Genomic DNA, 18812 nt, shown 5'->3' on the forward strand with positions numbered 1-18812 from the left:
TAGGTGCGTGTTTTAAAGCATATGAAAGTTCGACCAATGACATAAATCGTTCCAATCGCTCCAAATATATTTTTTGCAATTCAACCTTTTTAGCATCGATTTTAGCTTTAGTTTTCATCTCTTTCTTTACTCTATTTTCTTGATTTTTTTCTCTCTACATATATACCTCCTACCAAAAGCAATAGCATTCCAATAGAACTTACCAAGGCGATAATACTTCCTGTTTGAACCACTTGTGGCTCGAATTTGAATTCTACTTTGTATTTCCCAGCTGGAATTTCAATAGCTCTCAAAACATAATCTACTCTGTAAATTGGAGTTTCTTTACCATCAACGTAGGCTTTCCAACCTTTAGCATAATACATTTCAGAAAACACTGCTAAACCAGCATTAGCATTACTTGAAGTGTACGTTAAGTGATTCGGTTTGTAGTCCTCCAAAGTTATTTCCGCTGAAGTGTCTTTTACAAAGTTTTTATTTTGAATAGCAAACTCTTTTGTATTGACAATTGCCACATTTTTAGAATCAAACTTATCTAAAGCTTTCATTTCTTCATCAGCAGAAGAAACTGCATTAATTTGACTTACAAACCAAGCATTGCCATTCGCATTAGGATTAACTGTTGGAAATTCTTTGCCTTCTTTATCGGTCTGAATGATGTATTTTACATTTAAAAAATCTAAAACCTCAATATTATTTTTAGCGACTTGATAATCGAATAATTGCTGAATTCTTCTAGGCTTAGCTGCGTGATAACCTCCCAGAGATTTATGAAAGTACGAAGCTCTTGCGCTTGATAGATTTCCACTTACCTCAAAAACTCTATAATTAGAAGGATCTCTCAAAATTTGAATATCAGCAGGAGTTTCCTGAAATGGAGCTGCCACTTCTCTACCATTCATAAAATCTTTTCCTGAAACATATTTTTTATCCACAAAGAAAAGATCTGAAACCATCAAAATCCCGACCAAAATTATGGCTGTGTTTTGTGCCAAACGCTTTTGGGTATACAACCACAACAAAGCGGCTACTACAATAATAAAAAAAGATGAACGCAATAAATCGGCACTATACAAACTCATACGATCTGCTTTTAGTGCGTCTACAAATCCCGGACCATAGTTTTGTAAATACAAGCCATCATTTGCTCCGGCAAAATTCCATGCGCTTTTGCTAACAAATAGAATTATCATAACACCTAAACCAAATAGTACAGTGTGCAAAATTCCTTTAGTTTGTTGTGGCTTTTCTAGAGTAAAAAAAGACTGTAACCCCATGATCGCCAAAACAGGAAAGCACATCTCGAGTACCACTTGAATAGAAGAAACAGCTCTGAACTTATTGTACATTGGGATATAATCTATGAAGAAATCAGTTAACAAAGGAAAATTTTTACCCCAAGATAAAATCAAAGTAAACATTGCTCCTCCAAAAAAAACATATTTGATTTTTCGTTCATCAATAAAAAGAGCCAGAATACCTAAAAAGAAAACCACAACTCCAATATACGCAGGCGCTGCTACAATTGGCTGATCACCCCAATACGTTGGTAATCCATTAGCAAAATCGGCAGCTTGATCTTCAGGAACACCTTGACCCACCATAAATTCAAACATAGCACTGTCTTTCCCAACAGCTTCACTATTCGAACCACCAAAGAGTCTTGGAGAAATCAAATTAAAGCTTTCCATGATACCATAACTGTATTCTGTAATATAATCTCGAGTCAACCCATTATCTCCCGATTTAGGAGAACCATCTGGATTAAATGTCAATTCACTTTTCCCACGCGTACTAAAAGCAGCATATTCAGAAGTTGCTAATAAATTGGTCGCATTGGCACCAATTGCAACTATCCCTGCAATCGCCAAAATCCCAAAACTTTTTACTAAATCCTGATATTGTTTTTCTTTGATGGCCTGATACGAATAATACCCTACCAAAATCAACAAAAACAACAACAAATAGTACGTCATTTGAAAGTGATTTGCATTAATTTCTAGGGCTGTAGCAAATAAAGTAACCAAACCACCTACAATATATTTACGTTGAAAAACAAGAATAAAACCAGCAACAACCATCGGCATATACCCAATGGCATGGGCTTTAGCATTGTGTCCCACTCCCAAAATAATAATCAAATAAGTAGAAAAACCAAAGGCAATTGCACCAAAAAATGCTTTTAACGGATCGATTTTTAAGACCAATAAAAGGCCGTAGAATCCTAGAAAGTATAAGAATAAATAATCAGCTGGTCTAGGTAAAAATCGGATTGCATCATCAAGAGCACCAATATAATCGTGAGGATATTTTGCACCTAACTGATAGGTAGGCATTCCACCGAAAGCAGAATTTGTCCAAAAAGGTTCTTGATGTTCGATGGCTCTAAAGTCATTTTGTTCTTTGGCCATCCCAGTAAACTGAGCGATATCAGACTGGAAAATTTGTTTTCCTTGTAGAACAGGATAAAAATAAATTAAAGAAATAACTACAAAACCTAAAATAGCTAATGCGTGCGGATAGAATTTATTTATAACTTTCAATGGATTCAGATTTGAATTAGATTAAAAAAAGGGCTTCAGCGCACAAATTTAATCTATTTCTTCGTAATCCACATATTCTCCCACTTTTTTGGTTTCTTTTGGGTTTTTAGAACGTGCAGTATCTACAATAATCTCATCTTGATGAGTATAGTTTCTATTATTTTGATTGTACTGTTGTTGTGAATACTGTTGTTGTTGCTGAAAACTCTCTCCGGCTTTTTCAACCGCTTTTTTAACTAATATCGGCAAAAAAAGTTTAGCTAAAAATTTAAAAACATAGTAAAACATGATCATGTATAACAATGTCTTTATAAAACCACTAAATGAAGCTAGTTGCATATTGAAAAAATTTTTTCAAATTTACTAAATCCAACATTCATTTTTAAAACAAAAATCATAAATAAATAATAAAAAAACGCAACCAACAACAACACAAAACCAACAAGACACTTACTGTAAACGATTTGCATTTAGTTTTTAACTCATACGAAGTTACTTTTTTTTTGAGGTAAAAAATAATTATTAAAACAAATACAAGCTTTAAAGTACGATGATGATATTACCTGCCATCAAATCAAACATTATAAACTGCTAAAAATTATATTAGATTTAAGGCATCGCTCATTAATTCCTGCAAGAATTTAGAATTAAAAGTAGAAATCACGATCACTTTAATTGATTGTAATTATCTTTACATCAAATTTTACTATCAATGACAATTACTCAATTAAAATACGTGCTCGCCGTAGCAGAGCATAAAAACTTTACTCTAGCCGCTGAGAAATGCTTTGTGACGCAACCCACCCTCAGCATGCAAATTCAAAAAATAGAAGAAGAACTAAGTGTTCAAATTTTTGACCGAACCAAAAAGCCAATACAACTTACAGAGATTGGTCAAAAAATTGTAAATCAAGCCAAAAATATTGTTAACGAAGCAGATCGCATACAGGATATAGTAGAACAACAAAAAGGATTTATTGGAGGAGAATTTCGCTTAGGAATCATCCCTACTATCATGCCTACTTTATTGCCCATGTTTTTGAATAATTTTATTAAAAAATATCCAAAAATACGATTGATTATTGAAGAGCTCAATACTGCTGAAATTATCACCAAACTAAATAATGGACATCTGGACGCTGCCATTGCGGCTACTCCACTTCTAGAAGAAAAAATAAAGGAAATTCCTTTGTATTATGAACCTTTTGTTGCCTACATTCCTGAAGGTCATCAGCATTTTGACAAAAAAGAAATAGAGGTTAGCGATTTGAATTTAGATGAAATTCTTTTATTGCAAGATGGACACTGTTTTAGAGATGGCATCTTGAATTTATGCAAAAACAGCAATTCCAATCAAGTCAACCACTTCACTATTGAAAGCGGCAGCTTTGAAACTTTAATCAAATTAGCTGATGAAGGCTTAGGCACCACATTACTCCCCTATCTTCATACCTTGGATTTGAAAGAATCTGACAAAGGAAAACTAAAACATTTCAAAGAGCCAAAACCCGCTAGAGAAATTAGCTTAATTTACCCAAAAAACGAGCTAAAAATTCAAATCATTGACGCCTTGCGCAATACGATTGCCGGAGTAATTAAAGGAGCAATTGTATTTCAAAATGTTGAAATTATTAGTCCTGTCCAAAAAAAGTAAACATAAAAAAAGGAACCTAAACAGGTTCCTTTCTTTTATCTATTTACAATTATTAAACATTGTTTTAATTCTGGCTTTTTCTCAGTAAAATCAAACAACCATTCTCTTAATTGTTCCAATTCATAAGGCAACAAAGTTCTTATGGCTTTTTCTAATTCTTTACAAAAAAGACTATGGTCAAAACTTACTCTTTCTAGCACTGATTTAGTGTAATCAAACATTATTTTAGACATAATAAAATAAGATTTTGGGGTTATCTTGTTGTAAAAATACTTTTTTTATGCTTTGCTTTTACAAAGCAAACTAAGATTTATAGTTTTTTTATGCAATTAATAACGTTTTCGAAGTGCTATCAAGGCACGCGCTTTGTGGCTCTAAACATTTCTCGTTTACCAGGTGGCCCTTCTAATTTTTCGACGGTAAAACCTACTTCTATCATACTTCTCTTTACAACGCCTCTAGCAGCATACGTAACCAAAACACCCTTATTCTTGAGTGCATCAAACATTTTTTTAAAGATCTCGGTACTCCATAAATCCGGCTGAACCCTATAACCAAAAGCATCAAAATAAATCAAATCATACTGCGCTTGATCACTAATGTCTTCAAAAAATTGTTGCCTTTTAGTTAACGAAAAATTAGAAGCTAACGCCACAGTTTTTTCCCAATCACTAGAATGAATAGCATCAAAAACTGTTTGGTCGCTTGCTGCCTGCAATTCCGAAACATAATTCATACCCTGTAACTCTGCAACAGAAATTGGATAAGCCTCGACCCCAACATAACTTATGGTTTGCTGAAGTTTTTTGGCTTCTAGAAAAGTAATAAAAGTATTGAGTCCCGTACCAAAACCTATTTCTAAAATGGAGAGGGATTGCGCAGGAAAAAGAGCCAATCCGTTTTTGATAAACACATGTTTGGCTTCTTGTATTGCACCATGCTTAGAATGATAACATTCATCCCAATCCTCAATTTGGATCGTGGTAGAACCATCCAACGTTTGAATCACGTTTCTTTTCATAGCGGTAAAAGTAATTGTATTATCGTTATTTTTTGTTCAAAATATCACTAACCATTTGATCAACAATAACATTATCATTGAATTAAAACAAATTAAAATAAATTTGTGAATTTTGTTTTTAGTTTTAAAGCAAAATTAATCATTACTAACGTTATGCAACAGACAAAATCTCAAGTATTTATTTATTCTTTCATCAAAAAGACAATAAATAATTCTGATTATTAGAAAAATTACAAATCATTATCAAATTCAACAGAGAGAAAAATTTTAGGACTATTTATAGGCTTTTTTATTTAATTTTGTAAAAAAATAAAAATCATACAAAAGAAGCATTTTTTCTATGATTTTAGCTATTGAATTTAACTATTAAAACCTAATCATGAGTACTTCTCAAACAACAACAATTGATATCACAAAAGCTACTACTTCCAAAATAAACGATGTAGATTTTGATAATTTAAGTTTTGGTTCCGTTTTTACTGATCATTTATTGGAATGCGATTTTAAAAATGGTGCTTGGCAACAACCTGTAATTAAACCCTACCAACCTTTTCTATTAGACCCATCGGCCAAAGTTTTTCACTACGGACAAGCTATTTTTGAAGGAATGAAAGCTTACAAAGACGACAATAATGATCTATGGCTTTTTAGACCCGATGAAAATTACAAAAGATTTAATGCGTCGGCAGTGAGAATGGCAATGCCTGAAGTTCCAGAAGAAGTTTTCATGAATGGACTGAACGAACTTTTGAAAATCGACGAAGCATGGGTGAAGAAAGGATTAGGTAATACGATGTACATACGTCCTTTTATGATTGCAACAGGTGATGGTGTAGTAGCCAACCCTTCAAGTGAATACAAATTCATGATTATTCTTTCTCCAGCAAAAGCATACTATTCTGGTGAAGTAAAAGTTTTAATTGCTGAGCATTATAGTAGAGCTGCCAATGGAGGAATTGGAGCTGCAAAAGCAGCCGGAAACTACGCTGCACAATTTTATCCAACTACTTTAGCCAACAAAGAAGGCTTCCAGCAAGTAATTTGGACAGATGACGCGACACATACTAAACTTGAAGAAGCTGGTACCATGAACGTATTCTTCAGAATCAACGACACATTGTTGACTGCTCCAGTAAGCGAGAGAATTTTGGATGGAATTACTAGAAAAAGTTTAATTGAATTAGCCAAAAAAGAAGGCATCAATGTAGAAGTACGACCAGTTTTGGTTAGCGAACTAGTAGAAGCTTCTAACAACGGAACATTAAAAGAAATTTTTGGAGCAGGTACAGCGGCAGTGGTTAACCCAATTGTTGGATATTCGTATAAAGATAAATATTACGAATTACCTAAAATCGAAAACTCTTACGCAGAACAATTGAAAAGCAAACTAACTAAAATGCAACACAAATTAGAAGCGGATCCATTTGGTTGGACTGTAAAAATCTAATATATACTTTATAAAAAATACGAAAGGCGATTTTCACGATGAAAATCGCCTTTCGTTTTATTTTGAATCTGCAACAATCTTGAGAATCTTAGAAAAATCAGGCTTGAAATAATTAGGTCCTTTCATAACTTTACCATCTTCTCTATAAATTGGTTTTCCGTCCTCGCCCAATTTACTCATATTGCTTCGTTGAATTTCATCAAAAACAGCTTCAATATGATCTTGCAATCCATGTTCGATGATTGTACCGCACAAAATATACATCATATCGCCCAAAGCATCAGCAATTTCAACAATATCATTAGTATTGGCGGCTTCAAGATATTCTTCATTTTCTTCTTTCATCAAATTAAAGCGAAGCAGCTGTTTTGCCTCACCCAAATTAGCGTGGGGTTGTTCTTTATGCCCTATGGCAAATGCAGTATGAAATTCCTTTACCGCTTCTATTTGTTTTTGCATACTTTTGATTTATGAATTGAAAGTACAAATTAGCAATAATTCCTAATCAATTCCTTAAATTTGTACAAAAAATTACCATTATGTTTAGTCAAGGACAATTAGTATTTGGAGCCTGCTTCGCCATCGCCTTTATTTTTGCAATGATAATTGCCTACCGAAAAGACGCGAATTTACATCGCGTTTTTTATAAAGGAAATTATAAAATTTTACTAGGATTTATTGCCTTTATTGGGATTTTGTTTATTATTAAGATTTTTTTGAAGCATTAAATTTCATAGACTCCTTTTTTGAATAAAATTTTTAACTTTACTCAAGTTTACATTTTACATCTCATGCAAATCCTAAAGTATCTTTTTTTATTATTTCTACTCAGTATTGTTGCCACTACTATCTTTATTGCTACGCAAAAAGGTGATTTTCAATTGGAACGCAGTAAAGTAATCAACTCACCTAAATCGGCCGTTTTTACTTATGTTAACGACTACCAAAACTGGCCCGATTTCAACACTTGGATGCTTGAAGATTCGAGTTTAAACATGACTTATTCTGGTATTACTTCTGGAAATGGAGCCTCATGTTCGTGGACAGGAGCAGAAGGAACAGGTGATATTGTGACGATAAAAAGCAAAATCAATGAGAGTATTGTTCAAAAACTAAACAATAACGGAACCGAATCCGAGGTACTTTGGAACTTCAAGGATACTGTTGGAGGTACAAAAGTCACTTGGAAAACCAAAGGTAACTTGAGTTTCGAATTAAAAATGTTGGCCGCTTTAAAAGGAGGAGTTGAACGTAATTTAGGAAGTATTTACGAAAAGAGCTTGATCAATTTAGATAAAATCTTAGACTACGAAATGAATACTTATTCCTCTAAAGTAGTAGGTGAAGTTCGAAAAACTTCAACAAATTATATCAGCCAAACTTTTAGCAGTAAAACAAGTAATATTGCAAAAAACAGTAAAATTGTTTTTGAGAAATTAACTAACTATTGTAGTGCGAATGGCATTAAAATCTCGGGAGTACCCTTTATCATCTACCATCTTTACGACTTACCCAAAGAAACAGTAAAACTATCATTTTGCCTCCCGATCCAAGACGAAAACTTAATAAGTATTGAAAAAGACATAACTATTGGCGAGCTTGAAGGTTTCCCTGCGGTAAAAACGATAGCAAAAGGGGATTATAGGCACATGTTAAAAGCTTTAGATAAAACTGCTAGTTATTTTAACACAAAAGGCATTTCCAGAGCAACAACATTTTCTCATATTGAGGTTTATACCGTTGGAAAGAATAAAAGCACAAAACCTTCTGAATGGATTACAACGATCTATACTCCTATTCAACCAAAAGTTGTTCCATCTCCAATTGTTCGAACGTATATCCCAAAGAAAAAACCTGTGGAAACCACTATTGAGGAAGAGATACCCTCTGAATTCTAAAAAAGAAAATCGACAATTAAACCTTCGAAGTAAATGCTAGTCTAACCCACAAAAAGTGTAACACTTGCAAGACGAAAAAGCATTTATCCAGCAATTACTAGATCCGAAAACGCAAAATAAAGCGTTCGAGCTGTTATTGAAGGAATACCAAAGACCGTTGTACCATCATATTCGAAACATAGTTTTGAATCATGATGATGCTGACGATGTTTTGCAAAATACATTTATTAAAATTTTTCGTTATTTAAAAGATTTTAAAGGAGATAGCAAACTTTTCTCTTGGATGTATCGCATAGCTACTAATGAAGCTTTGACTTTTCTAAATCAAAAGGCCAAAAAAAACAAGGTGAGTTCACAAGAGTTGCAAGATAAAATACTGCAAAATCTGGAAGCCGATGTCTATTTTGAAGGAGATGCTATTCAAATTAAATTACAAAAAGCAATCGCTCTCTTACCAGAAAAACAACAACTGGTTTTCAAAATGAAATATTTTGAAGATTTAAAATACGAAGAAATATCAGAAATTCTGGGAACATCGGTAGGAGGGTTAAAAGCTTCTTACCATCATGCCACCAAAAAAATAGAAACTTTTATGACTGAAAATTAAACCATTTGCCAACTTATTAGTCTAAAAACATTATGAAAGAATTCAAATTAGATCAACATCCCAAGATATCTGCTGGATTTAAGGTTCCTGAAAATTATTTCGACACCTTTTCGGCTACACTTCTTGCGGATCTACCCAATAAAGAAGCCAAAGTAATTCCGCTTTTCTCAAAAAGAAAAAAATTAATTTGGGCAGCAGCAGCCATTTTGATTGGTGTGTTGAGTATACCGCTTTACAATCATTTTCATAGTAGCACTACAGAATTTGACAGTACTTATTTAGAGAATTATTTAGCCTATCAACCCAATATTACTGAATACGACTTAATAAATGAAATAAACCTAAACCAATCTTTACCGCTGTTAGAATCCACGAGTGCAGATCTGACAACCGTTGAAGATTACTTAATTAAAGAAGGAAACATAGAGCAACTTATAATTGAATAAAGTCTATAAAATAAAATTAAAAAATACATTACAATGAAACATATTCTCCCATTGATTATTTTGCTATTATCATTTACTGCTTTTGGTCAAAATGAAAGATTAAAAGAAAAAAGAGATCAAATCAAAGCCATGAAAGTAGCTTTTTTGACTACCGAACTCAACTTGACTCCCGAAGAAGCAGCTAAATTTTGGCCTGTTTACAATGCCTATGACGACAAACAATTTGAATTAAGGCATCAAAAAATGAAAACATATGCCAAGAAATTAAACGACGGCTCCCTAGACAATATGAGCGAAAAAGAAGCCTTAGTTTTTTTGAATCAAATAGAAAACACTGATGATGAACAATATCATTGTAGAAAAAAATACAATCAAGCACTTCGAGGTATCTTAATACCCACTAAGATTCTAAAACTCAGAAAATCTGAAATTGATTTTGACCGCAAATTACTACAACAATATCGTAACAAAAACAAATAAAAAAAACAAAAGTTCATTCCACTTCCGAATGAACTTTTGTTAGAATAAAAAATGAAACATATAATCTTAAATTCTTAATTTATAAATCAACTTAAAATAATTACTTCCTACCAATGGAATTCCATTCAAACTTCTCCTATTATCCCAACTTCCATCACCATACATAGCATTAAGATCAACTCTTGGCAAAACATTAAATAAATATTCGATTGCTATTGAATCAGAAATATTAATTCTATAAGCCAAGTTTCCGCCCACCGAAATATGTGAACTTTTTTGATCATAGGAAATACCACCTCCCCAATTACCCCATCTATTGATTAAAGTTGGCTCCATTGATGGAATTATTGTTGACTTAATCAATAAGCTTCCTATGTTAAAACGTAAGGGAATATGATATCCAAAACCAATCGTAAACTTACTGAATTGGGTAATAGAAAAACTTTCGTATCCAACATTTACTTCATAATTTCTTGAAACCATAGCAAATTGAAGTAAATAATTGATTCCTGACTTATAATTAGTCGGTTCACTTCCTAAAAATAAATTTCTAGCATCTACCGCTCCTGAAAATGCAATGAAATTTTCTTTATCACTTTGTGCAAATGTAAAAACACTTACCAATAATAGAATTAAAGTTTTCATGGCTATAGATTTAAAAATTAGATGTAAAAAACAGATAATATTCAATACAAAATGTTTTATCTATTGCTATTTAGACAAATCCATTCTCTTTCTACGATGCATTTTTTTGATAAACAAAGTCAATTCTTTGGTAAATTCATCAAGATCTGTTGCCGATTTTTTTATCAATTCAACTATTTCAAGATTATCAGCATCTCCATTATGTTCTGCACTTAACAAATTTGTAAGACCAAGTATGTTAGTCAGTGGCAATCTAATTTTATGAGAAATAATAAACATAATTTCTTCCAATCCTTCTTGGACATCATTCTTAGAGAATTGATTTGAATTGCTGTAATTATTTTTTTCGTGAAGTAACTGTAAATTTAATTTTTCTCTTTCTTTTTGTAATTCAACTACCGACTTTTCAAGAAAATTAATCTCCCTGATAAGCTTTTTTTGATTCAATAATAAACTTGTACTACTGCTATTGTTATTGGATTTAGTACTAGAGTTAGAAACAAAGCATTGAAAACTATTAAGGGATTTATTATTTTCCATAACTTCGTAGGTTTTAGGTTAAAACTTCAGGGCTTTTGAAAGGCAAAATCATCAACAAACATAAAATCAAAAAAACAGAATTTTTTTTACACCAAAAAGAACTAATCGATTTAATTAAAACAATCATCAATTTTATACTGTTAAATTTAACAATAAAACCAAACAAGTAGCTTTAAAATAAATAAAATTAATTTTAAGTGATTATATTTTATTTTATTATTAATAAATTTATTAAATTACATAAAATATATAAAAATATTAACAATCATTTATACATAAAAAAAGCTACGTATTTTTGCGTATATAAAAACTACAATGGAAACGAAATTTTACCCATACTAGCATATGGGGTGTTTTGAGTAACAGTATTGGCATTAATATAAGAGGTTCCTACTACAGTTTCATTTGCCAATAGAGCAAAGAGTATTGCTTCTTTAGCATCACCATCAATACCTAAATCAAGAGTGGATTGTATTGAAAAATCAAGTAACTGCCTCAAATTGTCCATTAGCAACGGATTATGCATACCTCCACCAGAAACATAAATAGATAAATTATTTGAAGTACATAACTTAGTAGCACTAATTTCAATAATAGCCTCCGCAATGGTTTCGGCTGTAAATCGAGTTAAGGTGGCTAAAACATCAGCGACACCTAATGTAGTAGTATTAGATTCTTGCATAGAGCGATTTAAATACTCCATACTAAACAATTCGGGACCAGTACTTTTAGGGAAAGGAGCTTTAAAGAAATCATGGTTTTTTAATGAGCATAACAAATCCGAAGATACTGAACCTGATTGAGCGATTTTTGAATCGACATCGAAGGCTAGATCAGGAAAATGCAGTCGAGTGTAAGCATCCATCAGCGTATTGCCAGTTCCAGTATCACTAACAAAAACATCTTGAAAATCTCCAGATTTTGGCAAAAAAGTAAAATTTGAAATTCCACCAATATTTAACAAAATACGATTTTCTAAATCGGTGCTAAACAAAAAATAATCTCCGTACACCGCCAATGGCGCTCCTTCACCTCCCAATGCCAAATGTTTTTGACGGAAGTCCGAAATCGTGATACATTGTGTAAGCACGGCAATATGATCTCCATCACCAATTTGCAATGTAGCATTTGGGAATTTTTCTTGTTGGTGTAAGGATTTTGGAGCGTGAAGCACCGTTTGACCATGAGAAGCAATCAAATCGACATCGTTACTCGATAAGTTCCATTGATTCAAACATTGATTTACCATGTTCCCATGCAATACGCCAATCCATTCATTCAAAAGCGTCAGCTGCTGAAAATCAATCTTTTTTTTGGCAAAAACTTTTCGAATTTCGTTTTTTGTTTCAGTATCGTAAGGTATCGTTTCAAAATGAACCAATTTCACTTTAGAATGTATACCCTCTCCAGTAATTTTACAATAAGCAACATCTAAACCATCCAACGAAGTTCCGGACATTAAACCAATAATATTTCGTTCTTCTTTTTGTGCAATTTTAGATAATTTGATTATGTTTGAATTCATTTGAATGTACTGTTATTTATCTTTTCAAAATTAACTAAAATATCAACATTCAACTTCAAAAGCAATAAAACCTTGCTTTCGCTTATTAATAGTAATTATTTTTTTTCAACAGACCGAATGTTTATAAAACAAATATCTAAGCACATCAAATCTTCAAATAAAATTTAACAAACTTTAAATATTTACAAGTTGAATTTAAATCTATTTATTTCATCAATGGATTAATTGACTACAAAATGCTAAAAAAATGTTGAATTGCGGGTTTGATAATTAGTATATTACTATTTTTATGCCCGTTGTAAAATAAAAGTTATAAAATCTTAAATAAAAAAAATGTATTTTTTTTCAAACAAAACATTTTTACATATATTTGACTTTTTTAACGTATTAAAAATGAATTTATTCTTTTTACAGCAAAAATAAAAAACAAAAAACATTATATCGTTTTGAAAAACAGTTAAAAAACATATCTTAACATTAGTTTAAGAAAGTAAAACATTTATTTACAAGGCATTTATACAACAACAGTACCAATAAAATTCGAAAAATGGCATTAAAAGGTTTATTTAGAAAAAAAACAGTTCAAGACATTCTAAAACAAGTTGAAAAAAACAACCTCGAAGGACATGATGCCTTAGGAAAACACTTAACCGCTCGCGACTTAACTGCATTTGGAATTGCCGCCATTGTAGGTGCTGGAATTTTTAGCACCATTGGGAAAGCTAGTGCAGACGGTGGACCTGCAGTAATATTTTTATTTATTTTCACAGCAATAGCTTGTAGTTTTGCCGCATTTGCTTATGCTGAATTTGCCTCAATGGTCCCTGTATCTGGAAGTGCTTACACCTATTCCTATGTTGCTTTTGGAGAATTAATAGCTTGGATTATTGGTTGGGCACTGATCATGGAATATGCAGTTGGAAACATAACAGTAGCCATCTCATGGAGTGATTATTTCACTGGACTATTAGAAAGTGGAGGCATTATCCTGCCACAATGGGTACAAATGGATTATTTGACTGCCTCAAACGGGTTCAAAGAAGCCACCGCGTTAATGCAAGGCGGTAAATCATTTGAAAACTTAGAAACAGCTACACAAATGGCCTACACCGCTTGGACCACATCTCCTACTATTGGATCATTTCATTTGGTGGCTGACTTACCTGCTTTGTTAATTATTGTTTTAATTACAGCTTTGGTGTATCGCGGCATGAAAGAATCTAGAAATGCGAGTAATTTAATGGTCGCTATAAAAGTTTGTGTTGTACTATTAGTTATTGCTGTTGGTATTTTCTATGTAGACACTGCCAACTGGCAGCCCTTTGCTCCAAATGGTGTTTCGGGGGTTTTAAAAGGAGTTTCCGCTGTTTTTTTCGCATACATCGGCTTTGATGCGATATCAACAACTGCTGAAGAATGTAAAGATCCACAGCGCGATTTACCCAAAGGAATGATGTGGGCTATCATTATATGTACCTTATTATACATTTCGATTGCATTAGTATTAACTGGAATGGTAAGCTACAATCAATTAAATGTTGGAGATCCTTTGGCTTTTGTGTTTGATAAATTAGATTTAAAATGGCTTTCCGGCATTATTGCTGTATCAGCTGTGGTAGCCATGGCCAGCGTATTGTTAGTATTCCAAATGGGACAACCTCGTATTTGGATGAGCATGAGTAGAGACGGATTATTACCAAAGAAATTTTCAACCGTTCACCCTAAATTCAAAACACCATCCTTTGCTACAATCGTAACCGGTTTTGTAGTGGCAGTTCCAGCATTATTTTTAAACCTTACAATGGTGACAGACTTATGTAGTATTGGAACATTATTTGCTTTTGTATTAGTGTGTGCAGGTGTTTTATCGCTTCAAAATAAAACAGACATCCCTCGTGGAAAATTCAAAACGCCTTATGTAAATTCAAAATTCATTATGCCGTTATTCTTGATTGCAGGTCTAGTATTTGCTTTTACTTTCAACAAACAGGCAACCATGGATTTTATTACCAATACTACACAAGTAAACGAACCTTCAAGTATTGTCACCTCACTCAACAAAGAAGAATCTCAAACTGTAAGAGATTATTTAATTGCTACAGAAGGAAGCAAAGCGCCAAAATCAGAGATCGATTTAGAGAATTTGTTAAGTATTCATGCTGAAAATGAGGCTGAATATAAAGCCATAGTAGCTGGATTGCCAATTGATGACAGTCTCAAATATGAAAGTGGTTTTGATTTATTTAAACATAAAATACCAATGTGGATCTTCTTATTCTCTTTAATAGGATTATCTATTTGGGCGTATCGTCAAAATCTGTCACTAATCCCATTACTAGGTTTGATATGTTGTTTATATATGATGGCCGAATTAAGTGTATGGAACTGGATTTACTTCGGTATATGGTTACTGATAGGATTGGTCATTTACTTTAGTTTTAGCCGAAAGAACAGTAAACTAAATGTAAAATAAATACAAGTAAATTCTTCAAAATAAAACCTTAAACCTCCTAGAACGATCTGGGAGGTTTTTTTTATACCCCAAAGCAATACAAAATTCAAAACACTGATTATCAATAATTTTATACAATTTTAATATCTTTATAAATAAAAAAAACATCTTAAAATAGTTTTTATCTATTGTAACTAATTTTTAAATAGATAAAAACGCGCTATCTTAGCAATCATAACGATCAATACATTAAAACAAAATACTATGGAAAACAATCCAAAAACCAATGCAAGTGGCAAATGCCCTTTTTCAAGCGGTACTCTAACTAAAAGTGCAGGCTCAGGAACCAATAATCGTGATTGGTGGCCTAATCAATTGAATTTATCCATTCTAAGACAAAATTCTTCGCTATCGAATCCTATGGGAGAACATTTCGACTACAAAGCAGCCTTTAATAGTTTGGACTATAACGCACTCAAAAAAGATATTTTTGACCTAATGACCGACTCCCAAGACTGGTGGCCAGCTGATTATGGTCATTACGGACCACTATTTATACGTATGGCTTGGCATAGTGCTGGTACGTATCGTACAGCAGACGGGCGAGGTGGCGCAGGATCTGGAACACAACGTTTCGCTCCACTAAATAGTTGGCCAGACAATGGAAATCTAGATAAAGCCAGATTACTACTTTGGCCAATAAAACAAAAATACGGAAAGAAACTTTCTTGGGCAGATTTGATGATCTTGGCAGGAAATTGTGCCTTGGAATCTATGGGACTACAAACGTTTGGTTTTGGTGGCGGTAGAGAAGATGTTTGGGAACCTGAAGAAGATATTTATTGGGGATCTGAAGGAAAATGGCTTGAAGACAAACGCTATACTGGAGATAGAGAACTTGAAAATCCATTGGCAGCTGTTCAAATGGGATTAATATATGTAAATCCAGAAGGTCCAAATAGTAATCCTGATCCATTAGCCTCCGCAAAAGACATTCGTGAAACATTTGCCCGTATGGCCATGAATGATGAAGAAACCGTAGCCCTAGTAGCAGGTGGACATACTTTTGGAAAAGCCCATGGAGCTGCAGACCCAAGTGTGTATGTAGGACCAGAACCAGCAGGAGCTTCTATAGAAGAACAAGGTCTTGGTTGGAAAAACACATTTGGAACCGGTAAAGGTGACGATACAATTACTAGTGGAATTGAAGGCGCTTGGACTCCAAACCCTACACAATGGGACAACGATTATTTCAATGTTTTATTAGGATACGATTGGGAATTAACCAAAAGTCCTGCAGGCGCACATCAATGGACACCAACTGAAGCTTCCAATGCCAAAATGGCCCCTGCTGCTGGCGACCCAACCAAAAAACAACGATTGATGATGACTACTGCAGACATGGCCTTAAAAATGGATCCTGTCTATGAAAAAATATCTCGTAGATTTCACCAAAACCCTGATGAACTTGCCGATGCATTTGCACGAGCATGGTTCAAACTAACCCATCGTGATATGGGACCTGTTTCACGCTATTTGGGACCTGAAGTTCCTAAAGAAGAATTAATTTGGCAAGATCCAGTTCCGAAACCAATTGGCACACTAATCAACAATGAAGATAGTAACACTTTAAAAGCCGCTATAGCAAATTCATCTTTAACTATTTCAGAATTAGTTTCCACTGCTTGGGCATCTGCCTCAACATTTCGTGGTTCTGACAAAAGAGGTGGTGCCAATGGAGCGCGAATCCGATTAGCGCCTCAAAAAGATTGGGAAGTAAATCTTCCAGATCAATTGAATAAAGTATTAGGAATACTTGAAACTATTCAACATGATTTTAATGCTGCGCAAACCGATAACAAAACAGTATCTCTTGGTGATTTGATCGTCTTAGCCGGAAATGTTGGTGTTGAAAAGGCTGCTAAAAATGCCGGACATACCCTAACCGTTGCGTTCACTCCTGGTAGAACCGATGCTACACAAGAACAAACAGACACGGAGTCTTTTGAACTTTTAGAACCAATGGCGGATGGTTTTAGAAATTACTCCAAAACTAAATTTACGGTTTCTGCTGAGGAAATGCTGATAGATAGAGCACAATTACTTACGCTAACAGCCCCAGAAATGACTGTTTTAATTGGTGGATTACGTGTTTTAAACACCAATTTTAATCATTCAAAACTAGGCGTATTCACCCATCAAGAAGAAGTATTGAGTAATGATTTCTTTGTAAACCTCTTGGATTTAAGTACTTCTTGGAGTGCTGTTAATAGCTCGGATGACGCATTTGAAGGTCGCAACAGAGCAACAGGTACTGCAAAATGGACTGGAAGTAGAGTCGATTTAATATTTGGTTCTAACTCAGAATTAAGAGCAATTGCTGAAGTATATGCCTATTCCGATGCCAAAGAAAAATTCGTTACAGATTTCGTAAAAGCTTGGACCAAAGTCATGAATGCAGATCGTTTTGATTTAGTGTAATACTAAAAATACAGCCTAATGCTATTCATTACAGCATTTTGCGTTAGGGATTACTTCACTTATACTATTTTAATAGGAGTTCAGTGAACTTCGTTTGAAGCGAAAATCCTTTTTGAGGCTTTTCTGCCTCAAAAAGATTGTAGCGTAAAGCCCGACCCTTGTGGTAACGCCCAAATAATAAGTTGCGAAAATGCTGTTTATTACAGAATCAAGCAAAAGGAACATAATAAAAACAACAAAAACGGCTGCCTAAATAGACAGCCGTTTTTTAGTAACGATATTTAAGAATGATTTCGTATCTTAGATAGCAGTGATGATAGCTACAAAATCAGAAGCGTTCAACGCAGCTCCACCAATTAACCCACCATCAACGTCTGGTTTAGAGAAAATTTCTTTAGCATTGTCTGGTTTAACACTTCCACCGTACAAGATAGAAAGATCTTCTGCAATTTCACTAGTAAATGCTTTACGAACCGTTTCTCTAATAAATTCGTGCATTTCTTGTGCTTGCTCAGGAGAAGCTGTTTCACCTGTACCAATAGCCCAAACTGGCTCATAAGCTAACACTACTTTTTCCCAATCAGCGGCAGCGATATGGAATAAACCGTCTTTCAATTGGTTCTCAACAACGTTAAAATGATTCCCAGATTGACGGTCTTTTAACTCTTCTCCAAAACAGAAAATAACAGTCATGTCATGTTCTAGAGCTGTATTTACTTTACTTGCAATCAAGGCATCTGTTTCGTGAAAAATAGCTCTACGCTCTGAATGACCTAAAATAACATGATTCACTCCTACACTCTTAATCATATCAGCAGAAATCTCACCGGTAAAAGCACCGCTTTCCGCTTGATGAAGATTTTGAGCTGCAACCTCCACAGCAGAACCTTCTACTTTAGCTACAGCAGCAGCCAAATTAATATAAGTAGGCGCTACAATAACTTGTGCGTTGGTTTGAGCTGGTATTTTAGCTAATAAATCGGATAATAATTCTTGTGTTTGAGTAGCATTTTTATGCATTTTCCAGTTTCCTGCAACAATCTTCTTTCTCATCTTTTTTGTATTTATAGTTG

Annotated in this window: 17 protein-coding genes; 8 read left to right on the forward strand and 9 right to left on the reverse strand. The window is 33.7% G+C overall.

The features are described 5' to 3' along the window. Positions 1 to 131 precede the first annotated feature (131 nt). Positions 132 to 2543 (reverse strand): YfhO family protein, encoded by a 2412-nt coding sequence (locus AO58_RS0101720; RefSeq protein WP_024980051.1) that lies wholly within the window; start codon positions 2541 to 2543, stop codon positions 132 to 134. Between the two features lie 48 nt (positions 2544 to 2591). After that, complete coding sequence (locus tag AO58_RS0101725) at positions 2592 to 2882, reverse strand: DUF4834 family protein (RefSeq protein WP_024980052.1); 291 nt, start codon at positions 2880 to 2882, stop codon at positions 2592 to 2594. Between the two features lie 373 nt (positions 2883 to 3255). Between AO58_RS0101725 and AO58_RS0101730 the strand changes: the two genes are divergently transcribed. Beyond that, positions 3256 to 4197: a LysR substrate-binding domain-containing protein gene (locus tag AO58_RS0101730; protein WP_024980053.1), complete on the forward strand. Its 942-nt coding sequence runs from the start codon at positions 3256 to 3258 to the stop codon at positions 4195 to 4197. Between the two features lie 35 nt (positions 4198 to 4232). Here the strand turns inward: AO58_RS0101730 and AO58_RS0101735 are convergent, their stop codons facing one another. Together AO58_RS0101735 and mnmC2 are read right to left on the reverse strand one after the other, a co-directional pair. Beyond that, positions 4233 to 4430: a hypothetical protein gene (locus tag AO58_RS0101735; RefSeq protein ID WP_024980054.1), complete on the reverse strand. Its 198-nt coding sequence runs from the start codon at positions 4428 to 4430 to the stop codon at positions 4233 to 4235. 119 nt (positions 4431 to 4549) lie between these two features. After that, the gene (mnmC2, locus tag AO58_RS0101740) at positions 4550 to 5218 is read right to left on the reverse strand and encodes a tRNA (5-methylaminomethyl-2-thiouridine)(34)-methyltransferase MnmC2 (RefSeq protein ID WP_024980055.1); all 669 of its coding nucleotides are present in this window, start codon (positions 5216 to 5218) and stop codon (positions 4550 to 4552) included. A gap of 379 nt (positions 5219 to 5597) precedes the next feature. Between mnmC2 and AO58_RS0101745 the strand changes: the two genes are divergently transcribed. Beyond that, on the forward strand, positions 5598 to 6665 hold the full coding sequence (locus tag AO58_RS0101745) for a branched-chain amino acid aminotransferase (RefSeq protein WP_024980056.1): 1068 nt from the start codon (positions 5598 to 5600) through the stop codon (positions 6663 to 6665). Between the two features lie 57 nt (positions 6666 to 6722). Here the strand turns inward: AO58_RS0101745 and AO58_RS0101750 are convergent, their stop codons facing one another. Beyond that, the gene (locus tag AO58_RS0101750) at positions 6723 to 7124 is read right to left on the reverse strand and encodes a pyrophosphohydrolase domain-containing protein (protein WP_024980057.1); all 402 of its coding nucleotides are present in this window, start codon (positions 7122 to 7124) and stop codon (positions 6723 to 6725) included. A 332-nt stretch (positions 7125 to 7456) separates the two neighbouring features. Here AO58_RS0101750 and AO58_RS0101760 point away from each other — a divergent pair, with 332 nt between their 5' ends. The 4 genes from AO58_RS0101760 (at position 7457) to AO58_RS0101775 (ending at position 10096) form a co-directional block, all read left to right on the forward strand. Then, positions 7457 to 8563, forward strand: coding sequence for an SRPBCC family protein (locus AO58_RS0101760; protein ID WP_024980059.1), 1107 nt, complete (start codon positions 7457 to 7459; stop codon positions 8561 to 8563). Positions 8564 to 8627: 64 nt separating this feature from the next. After that, complete coding sequence (locus AO58_RS0101765; RefSeq protein WP_024980060.1) at positions 8628 to 9170, forward strand: RNA polymerase sigma factor; 543 nt, start codon at positions 8628 to 8630, stop codon at positions 9168 to 9170. 32 nt (positions 9171 to 9202) lie between these two features. Next, on the forward strand, positions 9203 to 9616 hold the full coding sequence (locus AO58_RS0101770; RefSeq protein WP_024980061.1) for a hypothetical protein: 414 nt from the start codon (positions 9203 to 9205) through the stop codon (positions 9614 to 9616). A gap of 33 nt (positions 9617 to 9649) precedes the next feature. Then, the gene (locus AO58_RS0101775; protein WP_306372101.1) at positions 9650 to 10096 is read left to right on the forward strand and encodes a sensor of ECF-type sigma factor; all 447 of its coding nucleotides are present in this window, start codon (positions 9650 to 9652) and stop codon (positions 10094 to 10096) included. 66 nt (positions 10097 to 10162) lie between these two features. Here the strand turns inward: AO58_RS0101775 and AO58_RS0101780 are convergent, their stop codons facing one another. The 3 genes from AO58_RS0101780 to AO58_RS0101795 all read right to left on the reverse strand — a co-directional run bounded on the left by AO58_RS0101780 (position 10163) and on the right by AO58_RS0101795 (position 12806). Further along, entirely contained in the window at positions 10163 to 10741 is a 579-nt protein-coding gene (locus tag AO58_RS0101780; RefSeq protein ID WP_024980063.1) for a hypothetical protein, read from the reverse strand. A gap of 66 nt (positions 10742 to 10807) precedes the next feature. Further along, a complete protein-coding gene (locus AO58_RS0101785; protein WP_024980064.1) occupies positions 10808 to 11281 on the reverse strand; it encodes a hypothetical protein in 474 nt (157 codons plus the stop codon). A 310-nt stretch (positions 11282 to 11591) separates the two neighbouring features. Then, positions 11592 to 12806, reverse strand: coding sequence for an anhydro-N-acetylmuramic acid kinase (locus AO58_RS0101795; protein ID WP_024980065.1), 1215 nt, complete (start codon positions 12804 to 12806; stop codon positions 11592 to 11594). Between the two features lie 547 nt (positions 12807 to 13353). Here AO58_RS0101795 and AO58_RS0101800 point away from each other — a divergent pair. Then, a complete protein-coding gene (locus AO58_RS0101800) occupies positions 13354 to 15279 on the forward strand; it encodes an amino acid permease (protein WP_024980066.1) in 1926 nt (641 codons plus the stop codon). Positions 15280 to 15522: 243 nt separating this feature from the next. After that, on the forward strand, positions 15523 to 17739 hold the full coding sequence (katG, locus tag AO58_RS0101805) for a catalase/peroxidase HPI (protein ID WP_024980067.1): 2217 nt from the start codon (positions 15523 to 15525) through the stop codon (positions 17737 to 17739). 300 nt (positions 17740 to 18039) lie between these two features. Here katG and tpiA read toward each other — a convergent pair whose 3' ends face one another. Continuing rightward, positions 18040 to 18792, reverse strand: a complete 753-nt coding sequence (tpiA, locus tag AO58_RS0101810) for a triose-phosphate isomerase (RefSeq protein ID WP_024980068.1) — start codon at positions 18790 to 18792, stop codon at positions 18040 to 18042. Between the last annotated feature and the right edge of the window lie 20 nt (positions 18793 to 18812).

It is taken from the genome of Flavobacterium succinicans LMG 10402 (assembly GCF_000611675.1).
Lineage (GTDB): Bacteria > Bacteroidota > Bacteroidia > Flavobacteriales > Flavobacteriaceae > Flavobacterium > Flavobacterium succinicans.

What these genes read in the sequence shown, in the direction of transcription:
- AO58_RS0101785 (WP_024980064.1), bottom strand. Translation starts at nt 11,281, where the DNA reads ATGGAAAATAATAAATCCCTTAATAGTTTTCAATGCTTTGTTTCTAAC.
- AO58_RS0101780 (WP_024980063.1), bottom strand. Translation starts at nt 10,741, where the DNA reads ATGAAAACTTTAATTCTATTATTGGTAAGTGTTTTTACATTTGCACAA.
- AO58_RS0101770 (WP_024980061.1), top strand. Translation starts at nt 9,203, where the DNA reads ATGAAAGAATTCAAATTAGATCAACATCCCAAGATATCTGCTGGATTT.
- AO58_RS0101775 (WP_306372101.1), top strand. Translation starts at nt 9,650, where the DNA reads ATGAAACATATTCTCCCATTGATTATTTTGCTATTATCATTTACTGCT.
- AO58_RS0101795 (WP_024980065.1), bottom strand. Translation starts at nt 12,806, where the DNA reads ATGAATTCAAACATAATCAAATTATCTAAAATTGCACAAAAAGAAGAA.
- AO58_RS0101735 (WP_024980054.1), bottom strand. Translation starts at nt 4,430, where the DNA reads ATGTCTAAAATAATGTTTGATTACACTAAATCAGTGCTAGAAAGAGTA.
- katG (WP_024980067.1), top strand. Translation starts at nt 15,523, where the DNA reads ATGGAAAACAATCCAAAAACCAATGCAAGTGGCAAATGCCCTTTTTCA.
- AO58_RS0101725 (WP_024980052.1), bottom strand. Translation starts at nt 2,882, where the DNA reads ATGCAACTAGCTTCATTTAGTGGTTTTATAAAGACATTGTTATACATG.
- AO58_RS0101750 (WP_024980057.1), bottom strand. Translation starts at nt 7,124, where the DNA reads ATGCAAAAACAAATAGAAGCGGTAAAGGAATTTCATACTGCATTTGCC.
- AO58_RS0101745 (WP_024980056.1), top strand. Translation starts at nt 5,598, where the DNA reads ATGAGTACTTCTCAAACAACAACAATTGATATCACAAAAGCTACTACT.
- AO58_RS0101730 (WP_024980053.1), top strand. Translation starts at nt 3,256, where the DNA reads ATGACAATTACTCAATTAAAATACGTGCTCGCCGTAGCAGAGCATAAA.
- AO58_RS0101800 (WP_024980066.1), top strand. Translation starts at nt 13,354, where the DNA reads ATGGCATTAAAAGGTTTATTTAGAAAAAAAACAGTTCAAGACATTCTA.
- AO58_RS0101760 (WP_024980059.1), top strand. Translation starts at nt 7,457, where the DNA reads ATGCAAATCCTAAAGTATCTTTTTTTATTATTTCTACTCAGTATTGTT.
- mnmC2 (WP_024980055.1), bottom strand. Translation starts at nt 5,218, where the DNA reads ATGAAAAGAAACGTGATTCAAACGTTGGATGGTTCTACCACGATCCAA.
- tpiA (WP_024980068.1), bottom strand. Translation starts at nt 18,792, where the DNA reads ATGAGAAAGAAGATTGTTGCAGGAAACTGGAAAATGCATAAAAATGCT.